The sequence below is a fragment of the Dickeya chrysanthemi NCPPB 402 genome, from assembly GCF_000406105.1.
Taxonomy (GTDB): domain Bacteria; phylum Pseudomonadota; class Gammaproteobacteria; order Enterobacterales; family Enterobacteriaceae; genus Dickeya; species Dickeya chrysanthemi.
The window spans coordinates 4,465,746-4,482,752 of the sequence record NZ_CM001974.1; the positions used below are offsets into that span (position 1 = coordinate 4,465,746).

Sequence of the window (17,007 nt, forward strand, 5' to 3'; positions counted from 1 at the left end):
AAATATCATGCCTTTTTGCCACCTATACCCTAAATGATTCGAGTTGCGGAACAACGCGCCACATCGCAGGCACCATGTTTCCCTCATGCATACGTGCCAATCGCTCCATAATGATTAACAATGTCAATTACTTTAGCGGATGACATTTTTATCATGTAATCAATAGCCTATTTTTATTTCGCTCGTTCTTCCGCATGTTGTCACGGTAAACGAGGCGCATACATTTTGTTAAAAAGTTAATTAACTAAAAAATCATTTCTTCACGTAACGATAACAGGTTGAGATCAATTGGTGATGGGCTGTTTCGGTGGTGGCTTGCTGCCGGCGCCCATCATTAACCCATACACACAGTTCGCCTCACACCAGGGATGCGAAGCTACTTATGACGGCAATACCTAAATAGAAAAGGCACATGATGCAGATACTAAAAAATATGAAGCTCGGCGCTATGCTCGGATCCGGTTTTATACTGGTGATTCTGATCGGTTTTATCGTCGCGATTTTCGGGCGCAGCCAGCTGATTCATGTGGGCAATAATCTGGATTACCTGTCCAATATTCGCCTGAATAACCTGATTGCCATGCAGGATATTAAAGACAATCTGAATGCGGCGGCTCGCATTATTCGGGAAAGCGCGATACAAACCGACGCGACCCACCTCGCTCAGGGAAAACACGAACTCGAACAGCTTATCGACCGCAACAATACGTTGCTCCAGTTGCTGGATGAAAAACTGAAGCTGAAAAAGTCACGTGAATTGCTGGCGCAGGTCAATCAGGCGCGCCCGCCCTATTCCGCTGCGGTGCGAAAAGTCATGGATTTGAGTCTCACCGGCCAGCAGGAACAAGCCCGTGCGTTGATTCTGGGCGATCTGCTGACGACGCAAACGACGCTGTTCAACGCGATGGACACCATGATCACCGAACACAAGAATGATACCGTTGCCATGTCCCAGCGTTTCATGGACGATGCCCGCGACTCCGGCACCCTGCTATTGATTGTCACCGCCATCAGCGCACTGCTGGCGGTGGTCGTCGCCTGGCTGATTACCCGCCGGGTCAAGACGTTGCTGGGCGGCGAGCCGGCCTATGCTTCACATATCGCCCAGCAGGTCGCGCAGGGTGATTTATCGGTGGATGTCGCGCTGCAAACCGATGATCGCAATAGCCTGCTGGCCGCGATGCGCACCATGCGCGACAGCCTCAGCCATATCGTCAATCAGGTCCGCCAAAGCAGCGAATCCATCGCCGCCGGGTCGCAGCAAATCGCTATCGGGAATGCCGATCTCAGCCAGCGCACGGAAGAGCAAGCCGCCAGTCTGCAACAAACCGCCGCGTCGATGGAGCAGATTAGCCAGACCATCCGCCAGAACGGTGAAACGGTGCGTGAAGCCGCCCAGCTCGCCACCACCGCCAGCCAGACCGCCGCTAAAGGCAGTGATGTGGTGAGCGCCGTTATCCACACCATGGAAGAGATTACCAACAGTTCGCGTAAAATCGGCGATATTATCAGCGTTATCGACGGCATCGCCTTTCAGACCAATATTCTGGCGCTGAATGCGGCGGTGGAAGCCGCTCGTGCCGGCGAACAGGGCCGTGGCTTCGCGGTGGTAGCCGGAGAAGTGCGTTCGCTGGCGCAGCGCTCCGCCTCTGCCGCCAGAGAAATCAAAGAACTGATCACCGAAAGTATGGAAAAAGTGGAAAGCGGCTCGCAGCGTGTCGGCCATGCCGGCGTCACCATGCAGGAGATTGTTGCTCAGGCTCGCCACGTCGCTGACCTAATCAGGGAAATAGGCGTCACCACCAGCGAACAGGAATCCGGCATCGGCCAGATCCATCAAGCCGTCAGCCAGCTCGATCAGGTCACCCAACAGAACGCCGCACTGGTAGAACAATCCGCCGACGCCGCCGACAGTCTGAACGCTCAGGCCAGTCATCTGGTGCAGTTGATGAATGTGTTCATCCTCGCCGGTCATGCTGGCCAGACTCAGCGCACATCGCATAACAACGGTGCCTTACGCCTGGCGTTGGCGTCACGCTAACCACCGCATAAGCGGCATGTCGACCACATCATCGGGGAGGCGGAAAACATGCCGGCTCCCCGAATCATTGCGCGCACGTAGCGGCAGTCTGACCATTAAACCTGCACATCAATCGATATCTGGCCTGCGGCATTAGCCGTCAGGTCAATGCTGATGTCTGCTCCGCCTTGAGTCATGCTCATCTCCTGAGCCGTCTTCTCGGTATCGGCAAGCGCCTGGTTGATCGCCTGCATGTACTTCTGGGCTTCCTGGTCGCCGTTTCTGACTGCATTTTTTACCATCGCAAGCAGCGATTTCAGCTCGCGCACGGCATCCTGCACCGATTTTGCGTCCTCCCGACGCTGCGACGTACCGCTCCCCCGTTCACTGAGCGCCGCCGCCACATTCTGCCAGTGCTCCGCTTCCTGCGCAGAGGCGTCTTCACCGTTTTTTGCCGCCGACGCCGCACCGCCGGCATCTTCCCCTCTATCGAATCCGGCAGAAGTATTATCACTCACCGCGGCATCGGCCATAGCGCCGGAAAGTCCGGAGGTATCGCCGTCGTTTTCTGCTGCAACGCCTGAGGCATTTTCTCCTCCCGCCCCGCCTGCCGTAACGGCCGCTGCCATACCGCCCCCGCCGCCTTCGTTCAATGTGTTCGCCGCCTGACCCAGTTCTCTGGCCAACTGGCGGATTTCGCGCATTATACCGGGCGGCACCGCCTGACCGGCCAGCGACAGCAGCATCATCTTCAGCATCTGGATACGTCGCTTGATTTGCTCAATCCGCCCGCGCGCCAAATCCTGGTCGGCGTTGTCGAGCTTGCTCATATTAACCCGCATCGCGGCATCAATACGCTTACGCACCTCGTCGCTGAATTGCACCAGCACAGAGGTGAACGACTGCTGCTCGCGGGATGTATCAGCTTCGGTGCCGGCCTGCGCCGTGCCAGCGTCACTATCGGTTCCTGCATACGGCGCTGACGAGCCCGCAACAGTACGGTTGAAAGAAATGGGAGATGTCATGCGAAGTCCTGTGCCGTGTCTGTCATGATCCATCAGTAAAAATTAAGCATGGGTGCCATCAGACACCCTCAGGCAGAATTTTTCTGACATATATTGAAACATAACGGCACCACACCCGCCGTCTTTAGGCCCGATGGATTCACAACCGGTCAGACGCCGCCAAAAACCACTTAATATATTGATATTAAAATAAAAATACCGAGTGATTTTTACAAATAACCCAGGTAGGTATCTCTCCCTCGGCCATACAAAAATTTGCGATTAGACAAAACACCATTCTCCACACATAGTTAAGCCATCAGCTGAAGAAATAACCATCACGGAAGTGACATTCAGCCCAACGGCATCCATCAGGATGACACTTTACGCTGATCCCCACACTTTTCTGCCCTCCATCGTGTAGTTATGCGTGTGACGGCTCAACACCAGTGCAAACGCTTATTCAACAAGCGTGACAGCAAGCGATGTAACCGTGTTTTTTATCACGGGTAACACTCTATTTCTGACACTTAGAGCCATTTAATGGACCATGGCTCCGGGGGGTGTTTTCTCTGAAATACCTGGTATCCGCTCGATGCCTGTATGAAAAAACATGGTGGACGTTAACGGGTATGCCGGCATCTGCACGACCAACAGGCCGCTATATACCTTCATTCTGGCTAAGACCGTTGCATCACACAGGCAGGGGATATTATGAACACTCTCAATAACATGAAATTGAGCACCATGCTCGCTTCCAGCTTCGCCATCGTCATACTGATTGGCTTTATCGTTGCGGGATTCGGCCGCATACAGCTCTGGCAGTTAAGCAGCAACATTCATGATTTATCAGACAACAGGGTGCCTAAACTGATCATGATGGAGACCTATCAAAGCAACATCATGACGGTATCCAACGCGGCGCGCGATTTAGTGTTGTCATCTGACCCGTTACAGAAGCAAGCGGAAAAACAGCGGATTGATGAGGCGGTTGCCAACAGCACAGCCCTGCTTCAGCGCTACAACACAGTGACGGCCTCATCCGAAGCGAAGGCGCTATTAAAAGCACTGGAAGATGCACGGCCAGCCGCCATCACCGCGCTGAAAAAAGTGATTGAGCTTGGCCTTGCTAACCGCACTGAAGAAGCCAGAAACGTCATTCTCAACGACTTTAAACCGGCACAGGTTAAGCTGATGGGGGCAATCGACGACATCATCATCTACCAAAAGAATAAAACCAATGAGTTAGCTGCCGGTTCGGTAGAACTGGCTAGCGATTCGGGCAACATCATGTTTTTGTTGACCATGATGGCGCTAGTATTAGGCAGCCTGATTGCCTGGTTCATTACCCGACAGGTAAAAGGTAAGCTCGGCGGCGAACCGGCTGAAGCGGCGTATATCGCACAGCAAATCGCGCAGGGCAATCTGGCCATCAACATCGCACTGAAAGAAAACGACACCCGCAGCGTGCTGGCCGCTATTGAGGTAATGCGCCAGAATTTATGCCACATCGTTGATCAGGTGCGCCAGAGCAGTTATTCCATCGCGCTGGGTTCGAATGAAATCGCTAGTGGCACCAGTGATTTGAGCCAACGCACCGAGGAGCAAGCCGCCAGCCTGCAACAAACGGCGGCGTCAATGGAGCAGATCAGCAATGCCGTTACTCACAATGTTGAGATAGTCAAACACGTCACCGACCTGGCCAATACCGCGACGCAAACCGCGCAAACCGGTAATGAGATGTTCAGCCAGGTCATCACGATGATGAACGATATCAGGAGCAGTTCGCAAAAAATTGTCGATATTATTCAATTCATTAACAGTATTGCTTTTCAAACCAACATTCTGGCGTTAAACGCCGGCGTGGAAGCGGCACGGGCAGGAGAAGAAGGGAAAGGCTTTGCGGTCGTCGCCCATGAAGTACGCTCACTGGCGCAGCACTCCGCCAGCGCCGCCCACGACATCAACACCCTGATTACCGAAAGTGTACAAAAAATTGCGGCAGGCGCGGAGCTCGTTACTCACGCCGGCGGCACGATGGGCAATATTCTGGAACAAACGCGTCAGGTTGCTCACTTAATTAATGAAATCAGCCTCTCGACCAGCGAACAGCAACTGGGTATTTCGCAAATCAATACGGCGGTCGCCCAGCTTGATCAGGTCACGCATCAAAACGCCGCACTGGTGCAGGAATCCGCCACCGCGACAGACAGCCTCAGCAGCCAGGCCACACATCTGGTTGATTTGATTAAAGTGTTTATCGTCGAAGACATGATTTCCCGCCAGCGACTCGATATGGTCACACAGGATCAGGTCGTCAATATGGACAGCAATCAGGTGATTATGCACTGAATCCGGTAAGTCCCAGCGCGGTTTAGACCTTGATGGCTGGGTCAACCGCGATGGCTTGCCATTGCAGGAAGTGTCATCCTGACCGCTGCCAGACGGCAGCGGTCATCATCGTTTGAGGTATCCGGTTACAGCGCGCGACGCAGGCGGGCGACCGCCTCGTGCATCTGCTCTTCAGTCGCGGTAGCGAACGACAGGCGCAACGTTGACTGGTCCGGCTTATCGGCGAAGAAGAACTCGCCGGGCACGAACACCACGCCTTGCGCCAGCGTTTTTTGCAGCCAGGCGGTGGTATCGAACGGCTGCCGGAAACGCGCCCACAGGAACATGCCGCCTTTCGGCTGATTGAAGCTAATCACATCGCCCAGCTCACTAGCCATGAGTTCAGACAACAGTTCGCCTTTCCGGCGGTAAGCCTGACGAATCTTGTCAATCTGTGCCGGTAAACGCCCGGTTCCCAGGTAGTATTCGACGATAGTCTGCGACAGCGAGCTGGCGTGCAGGTCGGCGGCCTGTTTGATAATCGCCACATTATGCAGCAACCATTCAGGCAGAATCGCCCAGCCTAAACGCAACCCCGGCGCCAGAACTTTAGAGAACGATGAGGTATAGATCACACGGTCGGCGTGTCCGGCCTCTTTCGCCAGTTGATAAAGGGTGGCGTGGCGTTCTTCGGTGAAACGCAGTTCGCCGTACGGGTCGTCTTCCACGATCAGAAAATCGTGGCGGGCGGCCAGTGCCACCAGTTGACGGCGACGCGCCTCGCTCAGGGTCACGCCGCTCGGGTTACCGAAGTTCGGCACCAGATAGACGCCCTTGATACGCGTGGTTTCCAGCAGGGTAGCCAACTCGTCCACCACCATGCCGTTTTCGTCAGACGACACCGACATCACCTGCGCTTCCGCCAGTTCCAGCGTTTGCAGCGCCGCCAGATAGGTCGGGCGTTCCACCACAAAAATATCCTGCGGATTGGTGGTGGCGCGCATCACCAGATCCAGCGCCTGCTGGGAACCGGCCGTCACCACGATGTCCTGCGCCTGCGTGAGCACGCCACGCAGCGCGCACAACTCGGCGATACGCTCGCGCAGCAGCGGGCTGCCTTCGGTCAGGCCATACTGAAACGCCGATTTCGGCTGCTCAGTAATCGCCAGTTGGGTCGCTTCATTCAGTCCCTGGAAATCAAACAACGCATCAGAAGGAATGCCGCCCGCCAACGAAATCACGCCGTCCATTTTGCTGTGCTTGAGCAATTCACGAATCGCGGAGCTTTTCAGGCGCGCCATGCGCTGCGCCAGTAACCCATCCGTTGACATGTCGAATCTCACTTATTTTTTGAAAGGATGATAGAAAAACGGGCCGATGGAATTCGGCCCGGAAAGATTTTAACCGCCAAGGTAGGCAGAACGCACGGCTTCGTTAGCTAACAAAGCATCACCGGTGTCTTCCAGCACCACACGGCCGTTTTCCAGCACGTAGCCGCGATCCGCCAGACGCAACGCCTGATTGGCGTTCTGCTCCACCAGAAAGATGGTCATGCCTTCTTCGCGCAACTGCGCGATGGTGTCGAAAATCTGCAAAATGATGATCGGCGCCAGCCCCAGCGAGGGTTCGTCCAGCAACAGCAAGCGCGGCTGGCTCATCAGCGCACGGCCGATAGCCAGCATTTGCTGTTCGCCGCCGGACATCGTGCCGGCGCGCTGGGCACGGCGCTCATACAACCGCGGGAACAAGTCGTACACGCGCACAATGCGTTCCTGATACTGTTCGCGGCTGGCGAAGAACCCGCCCATCGCCAGGTTCTCTTCCACCGTCATGCGGGAAAATACCCGGCGGCCTTCCGGCACGATGGCGATGGCTTCACGCATGATGCGCGCCGTCTGCCAGTCGGTAATGTCTTTGCCGTCGAACACGATAGACCCTTGCGAGGCGCGCGGCTCGCCGCACAGTGTGCCCAACAGGGTGGTTTTACCCGCACCGTTGGCGCCAATCAGCGTCACGATTTCGCCCTGATTGATATGCAGGCTGACCTGATGCAGCGCCTGAATTTTGCCGTAGTGCGCAGAAACCTGATTCAATGACAACATAACGTTTTATCCTTCACCCAGATACGCACGGATCACATCCGGGTTGTTACGAATTTCAGCCGGAGTGCCGTTCGCCAGCGGCGTGCCCTGATTCACCACGTAAATCCGGTCCGAAATACCCATCACCAGCTTCATGTCGTGCTCGATCAACAGCACGGAAACCTGGTGATTGCCGCGCAGGTCGATAATCAGTTCGTTAAGCTCTTCCGTCTCTTTCGGGTTCAGGCCGGCGGCCGGTTCATCCAGCATCAGCAGTTCCGGACGGGTCACCATGCAGCGGGCGATCTCCAACCGACGCTGCTGACCATACGCCAGATTCCCCGCCTGACGGTTCGCCAGATCGAGCAAACCCACCCGATCCAGCCAAACCGCGGCGCGCTGCCGGGCATCGGCTTCGGCGCGGCGAAAGCCCGGCGTTTTTAACAGACCGGCGAACACACCGCTCTTGAGGTGCTGATGTTGCGCCACCAGCAGGTTCTCAATCACCGTCATTTCACGGAACAGGCGCACGTGCTGGAAGGTACGCACTACGCCCATGCGGGCAATCTGCTGTCCCGGCAAGCCTTCCAGATGCTGGGAGCGCAGCAAAATGGTGCCGCCGGTGGGGCGGTAGAAACCGGTCAAACAGTTGAATACCGTGGTTTTACCCGCGCCGTTGGGGCCGATCAGCGACACGATCTCGCCCTGGTGCAAATCCAGCTCGACGTTGTTGACCGCCAGCAGGCCGCCGAAGCGCATCATCAGGCCCCGGACCGACAATAATGGCTGCGTACTCATGCCTGCTCTTCCTTCTTCTCAACCTGCAACTTGATCTGCGTACGCTTCATCGGCAGCAACCCCTGTGGACGCCAAATCATCATCAGTACCATCAGGGCGCCCAGCAGCAACATGCTGTATTCGTTCAGGTCACGCATCAACTCACGCGATACCACCAGCAGAATGGCCGCCAGAACCACCGCAAACTGCGAGCCCATTCCGCCCAGCACCACAATCGCCAGCACAAAAGCCGACTCCACAAAGGTGAAGGATTCCGGGCTGACGAACCCCTGACGGGCGGCGAATAGCGTACCGGCGAAACCGGCGAACGCGGCGCTGATGGTAAACGCGGTCAGCTTGATTTTGGTTGGGCTCAGGCCCAGCGAACGGCAGGCGATTTCGTCTTCACGCAGCGCTTCCCAGGCTCGGCCCAGCGGCATACGCAGCAAACGGTTGATGACGAACAGCGTCAGCATCACCAGCAACAACGCCACCATGTACAGGAAAATGATGCGGTCGCTCGGGTCATAGTTCAGGCCAAAGAAATGGTGAAAGGTATCCCAGCCGCCTTCGCGCGGGGCACGGTTAAACTCCAGCCCGAAGAACGTCGGCTTTGGAATCTGGCTGATACCGTTCGGCCCACCGGTAAAACCGGTGTTATTCAGCAGCAGAATACGCACGATTTCGCCAAACCCGAGGGTGACGATCGCCAGATAGTCGCCGCGCAAGCGCAACACCGGGAAACCCAGCAGGAAACCGGACAGCGCCGCCGTCAGGCCCGCCAGCGGCAGACACTGCCAGAAGCCAAGGCCATAGTAGTGGCTCAACAGCGCGTAGGTGTAAGCGCCGATAGCGTAGAAGCCGCCGTATCCCAGCACCAGCAGACCGGACAACCCCACCACCACGTTCAGGCCGAGGCCCAGAATGATGTAAATCATGGTCAGCGTGGCGATATCCACCGTACCGCGCGACACCACGAACGGCCAGACCACCGCGACGATAACCAACGCCAGCGCCAGCAGTTTCTGTCGCGGCGTACTGCCGTCAAAACCCGGCAGCACAAAACCGGGTCCGGAGACTTTCTTTGCCCCTTGCGCCAGCGCCGGGCGCAGCAGTTGAAACAGGAATACCAGCGCGCAGGCGGCGATAATCCACATCCAGCGTAGTTTTTCCGCGCCGTGCACCACCAGCCGGGTCCCATCCAGACTCAGTTGCATCCCCATCAGGAATGTGGCCAGCACCAGCAGTACCAGCGCCGAGACCACGGCATTAACCAGCGTGTGCAGTTTCATACTTTCTCCACCTCCGGACGGCCCAGAATCCCGGTCGGCATCACCAACAGCACCCCAATCAACAGCGCGAAGGAGACCACATCTTTATATTCGGTGCTGAGGTAGGCGGAGGTCAGCGACTCGGCAATCCCCAGAATCAGACCGCCGATCATCGCCCCCGGAATACTGCCGATACCGCCCAGCACCGCAGCGGTAAACGCTTTCATACCGGCCATGAAACCGATATAGGGGTTAATCACGCCATAGAACTGGCCCAGCAGTACCCCGGCCACCGCCGCCATCACGGCGCCGATGACGAAAGTCAGCGAAATCACTCGGTCGGTGCTGATGCCCAGCAGGCTGGCCATTTTCAGGTCTTCCGCGCAAGCGCGGCAGGCGCGCCCCATACGGGAATAGCGGATAAACAGCGTCAGCGCCAGCATCGCCAGAAAGGTGACTACCCAGATGGTGAGCTGCATGGAAGAGAGCGTCGCCGCGAAGCCGTTGCTTTCGCCCAACACCCACTGGCCGTGGATCAGGCTCGGCAACGCCACGTCGCGCGACCCTTGCGTCAGGCTGACGTAGTTCTGCAGGAAAATCGACATACCGATGGCGGAAATCAGCGCGATCAGTCGCTTGGAATTACGCACCGGTTTGTAGGCGACGCGTTCGATGCTCCAGCCATAGGCGCTGGAGATCACCACCGCCGCGATGAACGCGACGCTAATCAACAGCCAGCCGGCATCGATGCCCATCATCATCAGTGCGGCAATCACGATAAAAGAAACATAGCTACCGATCATGTAGACCTCGCCGTGGGCGAAGTTAATCATGCCGATAATGCCGTAAACCATGGTGTAGCCAATGGCGATCAGCGCATAAGTGCTGCCCAACGTCACGCCGTTGAACATCTGCTGAAGGAAATAGAGGAACTGCTCGGACATACCTTAACCTTAGATATTGCCCCCGCAGCCTGACGGCTGAGGGGGCATCGGTATTGGGAGTAATACGGGTACGGTCAATTACTTCGCAGAAGAAGAAGTACCGTCTGCGTGCCACTCGAATACGCCAAATTCAAACCCTTTCAGGTCGCCTTTTTCGTCCCAGCTCAGCGGGCCCATTACCGTATCCGCCGACTTGGCTTTCAGGTCGGCCGCCAGTTTGGCCGGCTCGGTGCTGCCGGTACGCTGCATCGCGGTAGTGAGCGACTGCAACGCGGCGTAGGTCGTCCATACGAATGGGCCGGTCGGGTCCAGTTTCCTGGCTTTCAGCGCATCGACGATCGGTTGGTTGGTCGGCACCTGGTCATAACGCTTCGGCAGCGTCACCAGCATACCTTCAGACGCCGCGCCCGCGATGTTGGACAGCGACGAGTTACCCACGCCTTCCGGTCCCATGAACTTGGTGGTCAGGCCGGCTGCGCGCGCCTGACGCAGAATCTGCCCCATTTCCGGGTAGTAGCCGCCAAAGTAGACGAAATCGACGTTCTCTTTCTTCAAGCGCGCCACCAGCGTGGAGAAGTCTTTATCCCCGGCGGTTACCCCTTCGAACAACACCACATTCGCATTGGCTTTTTTCAGGCTATCCTGCACGGCGCGAGCCAGCCCTTCGCCATACTGCTGCTTGTCGTGCACCACGGCGATACGCTGCGGTTTAACGTGCTCCAGAATATATTTCGCCGCGGTCGGGCCCTGATCGGAATCCAGACCGGTGGTGCGCATAATCAGTTTGTAGCCGCGGGTGGTCAGGTCAGGCGCGGTGGCTGCCGGTGTAATCATCAGCACGCCTTCATCTTCGTAAATGTCGGATGCAGGCTGAGTGGACGACGAGCACAGGTGACCAATCACATAGTGAATACCTTCGTTAATCACCTTGTTGGCGACGGCAACGGCCTGTTTCGGGTCGCACGCGTCATCGAATTCCACACCCACCAGTTTGTTACCGTTAACGCCGCCTTTGGCGTTAATGTCGGCGATGGCCTGACGCGCACCGGTAAACTCCATGTCGCCGTACTGCGCTACCGGGCCGGACATCGCACCGACGATCGCCACTTTGATATCCGCCGCATTCGCCGCGTGGCCCATTGCTGCAACCAGGCACCCCATCAGTAATGCGTTACCTTTGCTTAATTTCATCCGTTTTACCCCATCTGTCATTTTTAGATATTGCTATAATTATTGTCGTTAGCCGTTATTGTTCGCACTTTTTCATACGGAATAACGATTTAGACTCTACTATAAGCAATAGTTTGTAATAAGGCTTTATTATTCATAATATTAAACAGGAGTTTTATGCTGTAAATCAACTGTAATTCTCAGTAAAACACGGCGTAAACAGCATAAAATACCATCTTTAAAATTTGATTTTTGCTTCATAAATAGTCAGTTATGCTGGTTTTAACACCAAAGAATAATTAATTACTCGAAAAATTAATGACAGAGAAACCTTTTTCGCTGTTAACCGTACAGAAAAAGTTACACAACCCTTTTTCTACAAGATCACTACAATATTCTTAAGAATCAACAGGAGTACCCGCGTATGAGACTCTCGGTTGAACGCCTCACAACAATTAACGAACAGGACAGGCACGATCTGGCTTTCATTTGGCCCCACCAGAATTTCGACGCACTGGAGCGTGACCTGAACCATGATCACCGCCTGTTTGTCGCCCGCTTTAACGGCCATCTGCTGGCAGGGGTGATTGTCGAAATCGACAGTAACAGCGACAGCGCAGAGTTAACCGACCTGCAAGTCAGAACCTCCACCCGGCGGCATGGCGTCGGCAAATATTTGCTGGAAGAAGTGCTGCGTGCCTGCCCCGATGTGAAAGAGTGGTGGCTGGACGCCGCCGACCATGCCTTGGTCAGCGAAGCCGTAATGGATAAGTTTATGCAATCCTGCGGTTTTTACCCGGTGTCCGGCGGCTGGGAATATATCGTTAATCAGGAAGGGAAATAAGCAAAGAAGGAAAGTAGTGGCATGCCCCAGGACGTGGCGATACAAACCTGGGGTATAAAACAGAACGACCGGGCGGCTTGTGGCTGTCCCGGTCGTTCATCGTTCAGGTTAAATCACGTGGTAAATCCGGCCGGCATTACGCCTCGATAGCCGCACGCAATTTCTTCATAGCGTTCTTCTCTAGCTGGCGCACACGCTCGGCAGACACACCGTAATGATCCGCAAGTTCCTGCAACGTAGACTTATTGTCATCATCCAGCCAGCGAGCACGGATAATATGCTGGCTGCGTTCGTCCAGCCCTTCCAGCGCATAGGCCAGTTTATCCGCGGCGTGGGTTTCCCAGTTGTCCTCTTCAATGCCATCGGCAAAGTCGGAAGACTTATCCTGCAGATAGAGCATCGGCGCCATCGGTTGACCCGGCTGCGCGTCATCTTCCGGCGACGGATCAAACGTCATATCCTGCGCCGCCATACGGGATTCCATTTCACGGACATCTTTGCTGGTCACACCCAGCTCACGCGCCACCATTTCCACTTCGTCCTGATTAAACCAGCCAAGGCGCTGTTTAGTCTTACGCAAGTTGAAGAACAGTTTACGCTGCGCTTTCGTCGTCGCTACCTTCACGATACGCCAGTTGCGCAGTACGTACTCGTGGATTTCAGCTTTAATCCAGTGTACGGCAAACGACACCAGACGAACGCCGACATCAGGGTTAAAGCGGCGCACGGCTTTCATCAGGCCGATATTGCCTTCCTGAATCAAATCCGCCTGCGGCAAGCCATACCCCGAATAATTACGGGCAACATGAATAACAAAACGCAGATGCGAAAGAATCAGCTGCTTGGCGGCGTCCAGATCCCCGTGATAATGCAGCCGTTCGGCCAGCGCCCGCTCTTCCTCCGCCGTCAGCATCGGATAGGCATTGGCGGCACGGATGTACCCTTCCAGACTGCCTTGGGGAACTAAGGCGAAAGTTTGCATATCTTTGGTCATTCCACCCCTCTCAATCTACCATTCATAACGTTGCACATCATCGGATAGCATACCGGTATTTGTTGCACATTCTGTGCCTAAAAATTCAATCTGTGCCTAAACAGGGTTTAGGAGCCAGCACCGGTTTAGAGTGTGACGGACTGCACAAGTTCCACTATTTTTAACCATCTTATTTTTCATATCAAGATGGTGAAGAACAGGTGCAGTGGTGTGACGAAATATACGAGGAAAGCGAGCGTTGAAGGCATTGGCAATCACAATATCAGCAATACGCTTCCCCCGAAGTCGCCAGCCGACACGAGGGAAAAGTATACCAGAAAACGTCGGTACCGGACGGTGATACAGACTATTCCGGTGTAAAACGGCGTAAATGTTGTACCGTCGCCAGCCAGGCGGCCAGCCAGCCAATCATCGCGGCAATCAGAACCAGCAATAGCGCTTCGTCCCAGCTCAGCCCACGCACCGTAAAAGTGGTGCCGAATACCGCCGCCACCTGTGCCGCCGCGCCCGCCAGTTTCCAGACCAGCGCTTGCGACAGGATCAACGACAGCACCGCGCCGCAAAAGCCGAGCAACGCGCCGCCATGCAGGAAGGGCCGCAGAATGAAACCGTCCGTCGCGCCAATCAGCTTCATCACATTGATGGTTTCGCGACGGCTGAAAATACTGAGTCGCACACTGTTGCCGATCACCAAAAATACCGCGACCACCATCAGAATACCGATCGTCGCCGCTATCTGGCCCACCAGCCCGGTCAACGCCACCAGACGAGAGAACCAGCTATCGTCCATGCGTACCTCGCTCACCCCCTGAATCGCGGCGATGCGATCACGCAGCGTATTGAGCGTCTGGTTATTTTGAAAACCCAGCTTCGGTGAGACGACCGCCACCGCCGGCAGCGGATTTTCCTCCAGCATATCCAGCGCACCGCCGAAACCAGACCAGTTGCGGAATTCCCCCATCGCCTCGCTGCGGGACAGATAGTTCACCTTATCCACCCCCTCTTCCGCCTTGATTTTGCCAATCACCGCTTCGGCGGCGTTATCATCCAGCGATTTGTCCAGATATACCGTCAGTTGCGGCGTGGGATACCACTGCGACGCCGCCTGACTGACGTTTTTCCACACCAGATAACAGATGCTCGGCAACGTCAGCGAGATGGCAATCACCATGATGGTCAACAACGTCGCCAGCGGTTGACGCAACATGTCGCGCAGCGTATTGGCCCAGGCATAACGCCACTGTTCCTGCCAGCCGCCTTGCAGAGCCCGAGTTTTGCTACCGGGCCGCTGCGCACGGGAATTACTCGCCATCGTGACCTCCCAGCATGCGCCCTTGCGATAACGTCAGCACTCGATAATGGCGGCGGGCGATAAGCCCGGTGTCGTGCGTCGCCATCAACACCGTAACGCCCACGCGATTAAACTCCTCAAACAGGCGCAGAATGCCTTCGGACAACGCATCATCCAAATTGCCGGTCGGCTCGTCCGCCAGCAATACCGCCGGTTTGTTCACCACCGCCCGGGCAATGCCCACACGTTGCTGCTCACCGCCGGAGAGCTGAATCGGGTAGCTGCGCGCCTTGTCGAGTAACCCGACTTTATCCAGCGCCGCCGACACGCGGCGGCGGATATCCTCGGCACTGGCACCGGAGATAATCAGCGGCATGGCGACGTTTTCATACACCGTGCGATCCATCAGCAAATGATGATCCTGAAAGATCATGCCGATCTGCCGACGCAGAAACGGTACCTCGCGTTTCTTCAGGCGACTGATATCGTGACCGCCAAACAGGATGTGGCCCGCGCTCGGGCGTTCAATCCCGCAAATCAGCTTCAGCAGGGTACTTTTCCCTGCGCCAGAGTGACCAGTCAGAAAGACCATCTCGGCCGGGCGGATATGAAAATCCACCCCCTGCAACGCCTGGCGACCGCCGAGATAGGCTTTGCTGACCTGCTCAAACCGAATCATCCGTTTTAATCCTCACGGGCGAACAAGGCTTCAATAAAATCATCCGCCTTGAACGGCCTCAAATCATCGATACTTTCCCCCACCCCAATGTAGCGGATGGGAATGCCGAACTGATCGGCGATGGCGAAGATCACGCCGCCCTTGGCGGTGCCGTCCAGTTTAGTCAACGTGATGCCGCTCAACCCGACCGCTTCATTAAACAGTTTGGCCTGGCTAACCGCGTTTTGACCGGTGCTGGCATCCAGCGTCAACATCACTTCATGCGGCGCGTCTTCATCCAGCTTCTTCATGACGCGCACAATCTTCTTCAGTTCTTCCATCAGGTGCGCTTTGTTTTGCAGACGCCCCGCGGTATCGGCAATCAGCACGTCGATGCCACGCGCTTTGGCGGCCTGCAACGCATCAAAAATGACCGAGGCGGAATCCGCGCCGGTGTGCTGCGCCACCACCGGCACATTGTTGCGCTGGCCCCATACCTGCAACTGCTCTACCGCCGCCGCACGGAACGTGTCGCCCGCCGCCAGCATCACCGATTTACCTTGCGCCTGATACTGACGCGCCAGTTTGCCGATGGTGGTGGTTTTCCCCACCCCGTTGACGCCGATCATCAGAATGACGAACGGCGTTTTACTGTCGATAGCCAGCGGCGCGTCCACTTTCGCCAGAATGTCGCTCATTTCCGCCTTCAGCAACGCGATCAGCGCTTCGGCGTCTTTCAGTTGTTTGCGGCTGGCATGTTCGGTCAATCGGGCGATAATTTTCCGGGTAGTTTCGACGCCAACGTCGGCGATCAGCAACTGTTCTTCCAGCTCGTCAAACAGATCGTCGTCGATTTTCTTGCCGCGAAACAGACCGACAAACCCAGAACCCAGATTCTGGCGGGTTTTTATGAGGCTGCGCTTGAGGCGGGCGAAAAAGCCTTCTTTGGTCGGGCGCTCCTGCTCCTGCGACACCACCGGCGCAGCCGGAACACCCGCGGCTACAGGCTCGGACTCGACATCATCGTCCGCGTCGGTGTCCGACGTTCCAGTATCCGCTTGCGATTCAGTGACGGGGGCGAACGCCGTTTCCGGCACGGCCTCGGCCACCTGCACCGGTGTTTCCGGTAGATCGACCGGTACCGCGGCCTCAGCCGGTTGTGATTCGGGCGACGTCGTTTCCGCGGTTTCAGCCGGCGCACCGCCCTGTACCGATTGTTCCGGCGCGACGTCGTCTATCTTCTGTGCCGATTCCGGAGCCGCGGGCGTTGCTTCATCCGCCGTTTGCGTCGCTTCCGGCACCGGTTGCGATTGTTCGGTTTTCTCTTCGTCCTGACGCCCTAACCCCAGCCAGGAAAAAAATCCGCGCTTTTTCTCTTTCGCCATCGTGTAATTGCGCTCCTGCCACCCAGTGCGGCTGATCAATAACCAATGCAGTCAATAAAACAATGAGTTTAACACTTTCCCGCCGCCAGCAACACGCGCCGCTCCCCCGGGTAGAGTGACAATCTCCGTAACCAGGTGTGTCAAACACCAGACAAATCCCCGAATTTGACGGATTTTTCCGCGTCGCCTCCCATTAACTGCATCTTTACATTTGCTACACCGGCCGCCGCCGTTAGA

General features: G+C 55.9%; 14 protein-coding genes. 3 read left to right on the forward strand and 11 right to left on the reverse strand.

Annotated elements, in window-relative coordinates; translation table 11 throughout:
• Nucleotides 1-415 precede the first annotated feature (415 nt).
• Complete coding sequence (locus DCH402_RS19810) at nucleotides 416-2,041, forward strand: methyl-accepting chemotaxis protein (protein ID WP_040003030.1); 1,626 nt, start codon at nucleotides 416-418, stop codon at nucleotides 2,039-2,041.
• A 95-nt stretch (nucleotides 2,042-2,136) separates the two neighbouring features.
• On the opposite strand, the gene DCH402_RS19815 is transcribed toward DCH402_RS19810, so the two are convergent.
• Nucleotides 2,137-3,045, reverse strand: a complete 909-nt coding sequence (locus DCH402_RS19815; RefSeq protein WP_040003032.1) for a hypothetical protein — start codon at nucleotides 3,043-3,045, stop codon at nucleotides 2,137-2,139.
• A gap of 693 nt (nucleotides 3,046-3,738) precedes the next feature.
• Here DCH402_RS19815 and DCH402_RS19820 point away from each other — a divergent pair.
• A complete protein-coding gene (locus DCH402_RS19820; RefSeq protein ID WP_040003034.1) occupies nucleotides 3,739-5,376 on the forward strand; it encodes a methyl-accepting chemotaxis protein in 1,638 nt (545 codons plus the stop codon).
• Nucleotides 5,377-5,501: 125 nt separating this feature from the next.
• On the opposite strand, the gene DCH402_RS19825 is transcribed toward DCH402_RS19820, so the two are convergent.
• From DCH402_RS19825 to DCH402_RS19850, 6 genes are all read right to left on the reverse strand, one after another.
• The gene (locus DCH402_RS19825) at nucleotides 5,502-6,686 is read right to left on the reverse strand and encodes an aminotransferase-like domain-containing protein (protein ID WP_040003035.1); all 1,185 of its coding nucleotides are present in this window, start codon (nucleotides 6,684-6,686) and stop codon (nucleotides 5,502-5,504) included.
• A gap of 69 nt (nucleotides 6,687-6,755) precedes the next feature.
• Entirely contained in the window at nucleotides 6,756-7,457 is a 702-nt protein-coding gene (livF, locus tag DCH402_RS22685) for a high-affinity branched-chain amino acid ABC transporter ATP-binding protein LivF (RefSeq protein WP_040003038.1), read from the reverse strand.
• A 6-nt stretch (nucleotides 7,458-7,463) separates the two neighbouring features.
• Nucleotides 7,464-8,234, reverse strand: a complete 771-nt coding sequence (gene livG, locus DCH402_RS22690; protein WP_040003040.1) for a high-affinity branched-chain amino acid ABC transporter ATP-binding protein LivG — start codon at nucleotides 8,232-8,234, stop codon at nucleotides 7,464-7,466.
• The gene (locus DCH402_RS19840; RefSeq protein WP_040003042.1) at nucleotides 8,231-9,505 is read right to left on the reverse strand and encodes a high-affinity branched-chain amino acid ABC transporter permease LivM; all 1,275 of its coding nucleotides are present in this window, start codon (nucleotides 9,503-9,505) and stop codon (nucleotides 8,231-8,233) included. The genes livG and DCH402_RS19840 overlap by 4 nt, the downstream gene beginning before the upstream one ends.
• On the reverse strand, nucleotides 9,502-10,428 hold the full coding sequence (gene livH / locus DCH402_RS19845; protein ID WP_027713527.1) for a high-affinity branched-chain amino acid ABC transporter permease LivH: 927 nt from the start codon (nucleotides 10,426-10,428) through the stop codon (nucleotides 9,502-9,504). Before livH ends, DCH402_RS19840 begins: the two co-directional genes overlap by 4 nt.
• A 78-nt stretch (nucleotides 10,429-10,506) precedes the next feature.
• Complete coding sequence (locus DCH402_RS19850) at nucleotides 10,507-11,619, reverse strand: branched-chain amino acid ABC transporter substrate-binding protein (RefSeq protein WP_040003043.1); 1,113 nt, start codon at nucleotides 11,617-11,619, stop codon at nucleotides 10,507-10,509.
• Between the two features lie 403 nt (nucleotides 11,620-12,022).
• Here DCH402_RS19850 and panM point away from each other — a divergent pair, with 403 nt between their 5' ends.
• The gene (panM, locus tag DCH402_RS19855; protein WP_040003044.1) at nucleotides 12,023-12,442 is read left to right on the forward strand and encodes an aspartate 1-decarboxylase autocleavage activator PanM; all 420 of its coding nucleotides are present in this window, start codon (nucleotides 12,023-12,025) and stop codon (nucleotides 12,440-12,442) included.
• Between the two features lie 136 nt (nucleotides 12,443-12,578).
• Here the strand turns inward: panM and rpoH are convergent, their stop codons facing one another.
• The 4 genes from rpoH to ftsY all read right to left on the reverse strand — a co-directional run bounded on the left by rpoH (nucleotide 12,579) and on the right by ftsY (nucleotide 16,770).
• The gene (gene rpoH / locus DCH402_RS19860) at nucleotides 12,579-13,436 is read right to left on the reverse strand and encodes an RNA polymerase sigma factor RpoH (protein ID WP_040003046.1); all 858 of its coding nucleotides are present in this window, start codon (nucleotides 13,434-13,436) and stop codon (nucleotides 12,579-12,581) included.
• 346 nt (nucleotides 13,437-13,782) lie between these two features.
• Nucleotides 13,783-14,748 carry a permease-like cell division protein FtsX gene (ftsX, locus tag DCH402_RS19865; protein WP_040003047.1) on the reverse strand — a complete coding sequence of 322 codons (966 nt, stop codon included), beginning with the start codon at nucleotides 14,746-14,748 and terminating at the stop codon, nucleotides 13,783-13,785.
• Complete coding sequence (gene ftsE, locus DCH402_RS19870; RefSeq protein WP_040003048.1) at nucleotides 14,738-15,406, reverse strand: cell division ATP-binding protein FtsE; 669 nt, start codon at nucleotides 15,404-15,406, stop codon at nucleotides 14,738-14,740. Before ftsE ends, ftsX begins: the two co-directional genes overlap by 11 nt.
• Before the next feature lie 5 nt (nucleotides 15,407-15,411).
• Nucleotides 15,412-16,770 (reverse strand): signal recognition particle-docking protein FtsY, encoded by a 1,359-nt coding sequence (gene ftsY / locus DCH402_RS19875; protein WP_040003050.1) that lies wholly within the window; start codon nucleotides 16,768-16,770, stop codon nucleotides 15,412-15,414.
• Nucleotides 16,771-17,007: the final 237 nt, after the last annotated feature.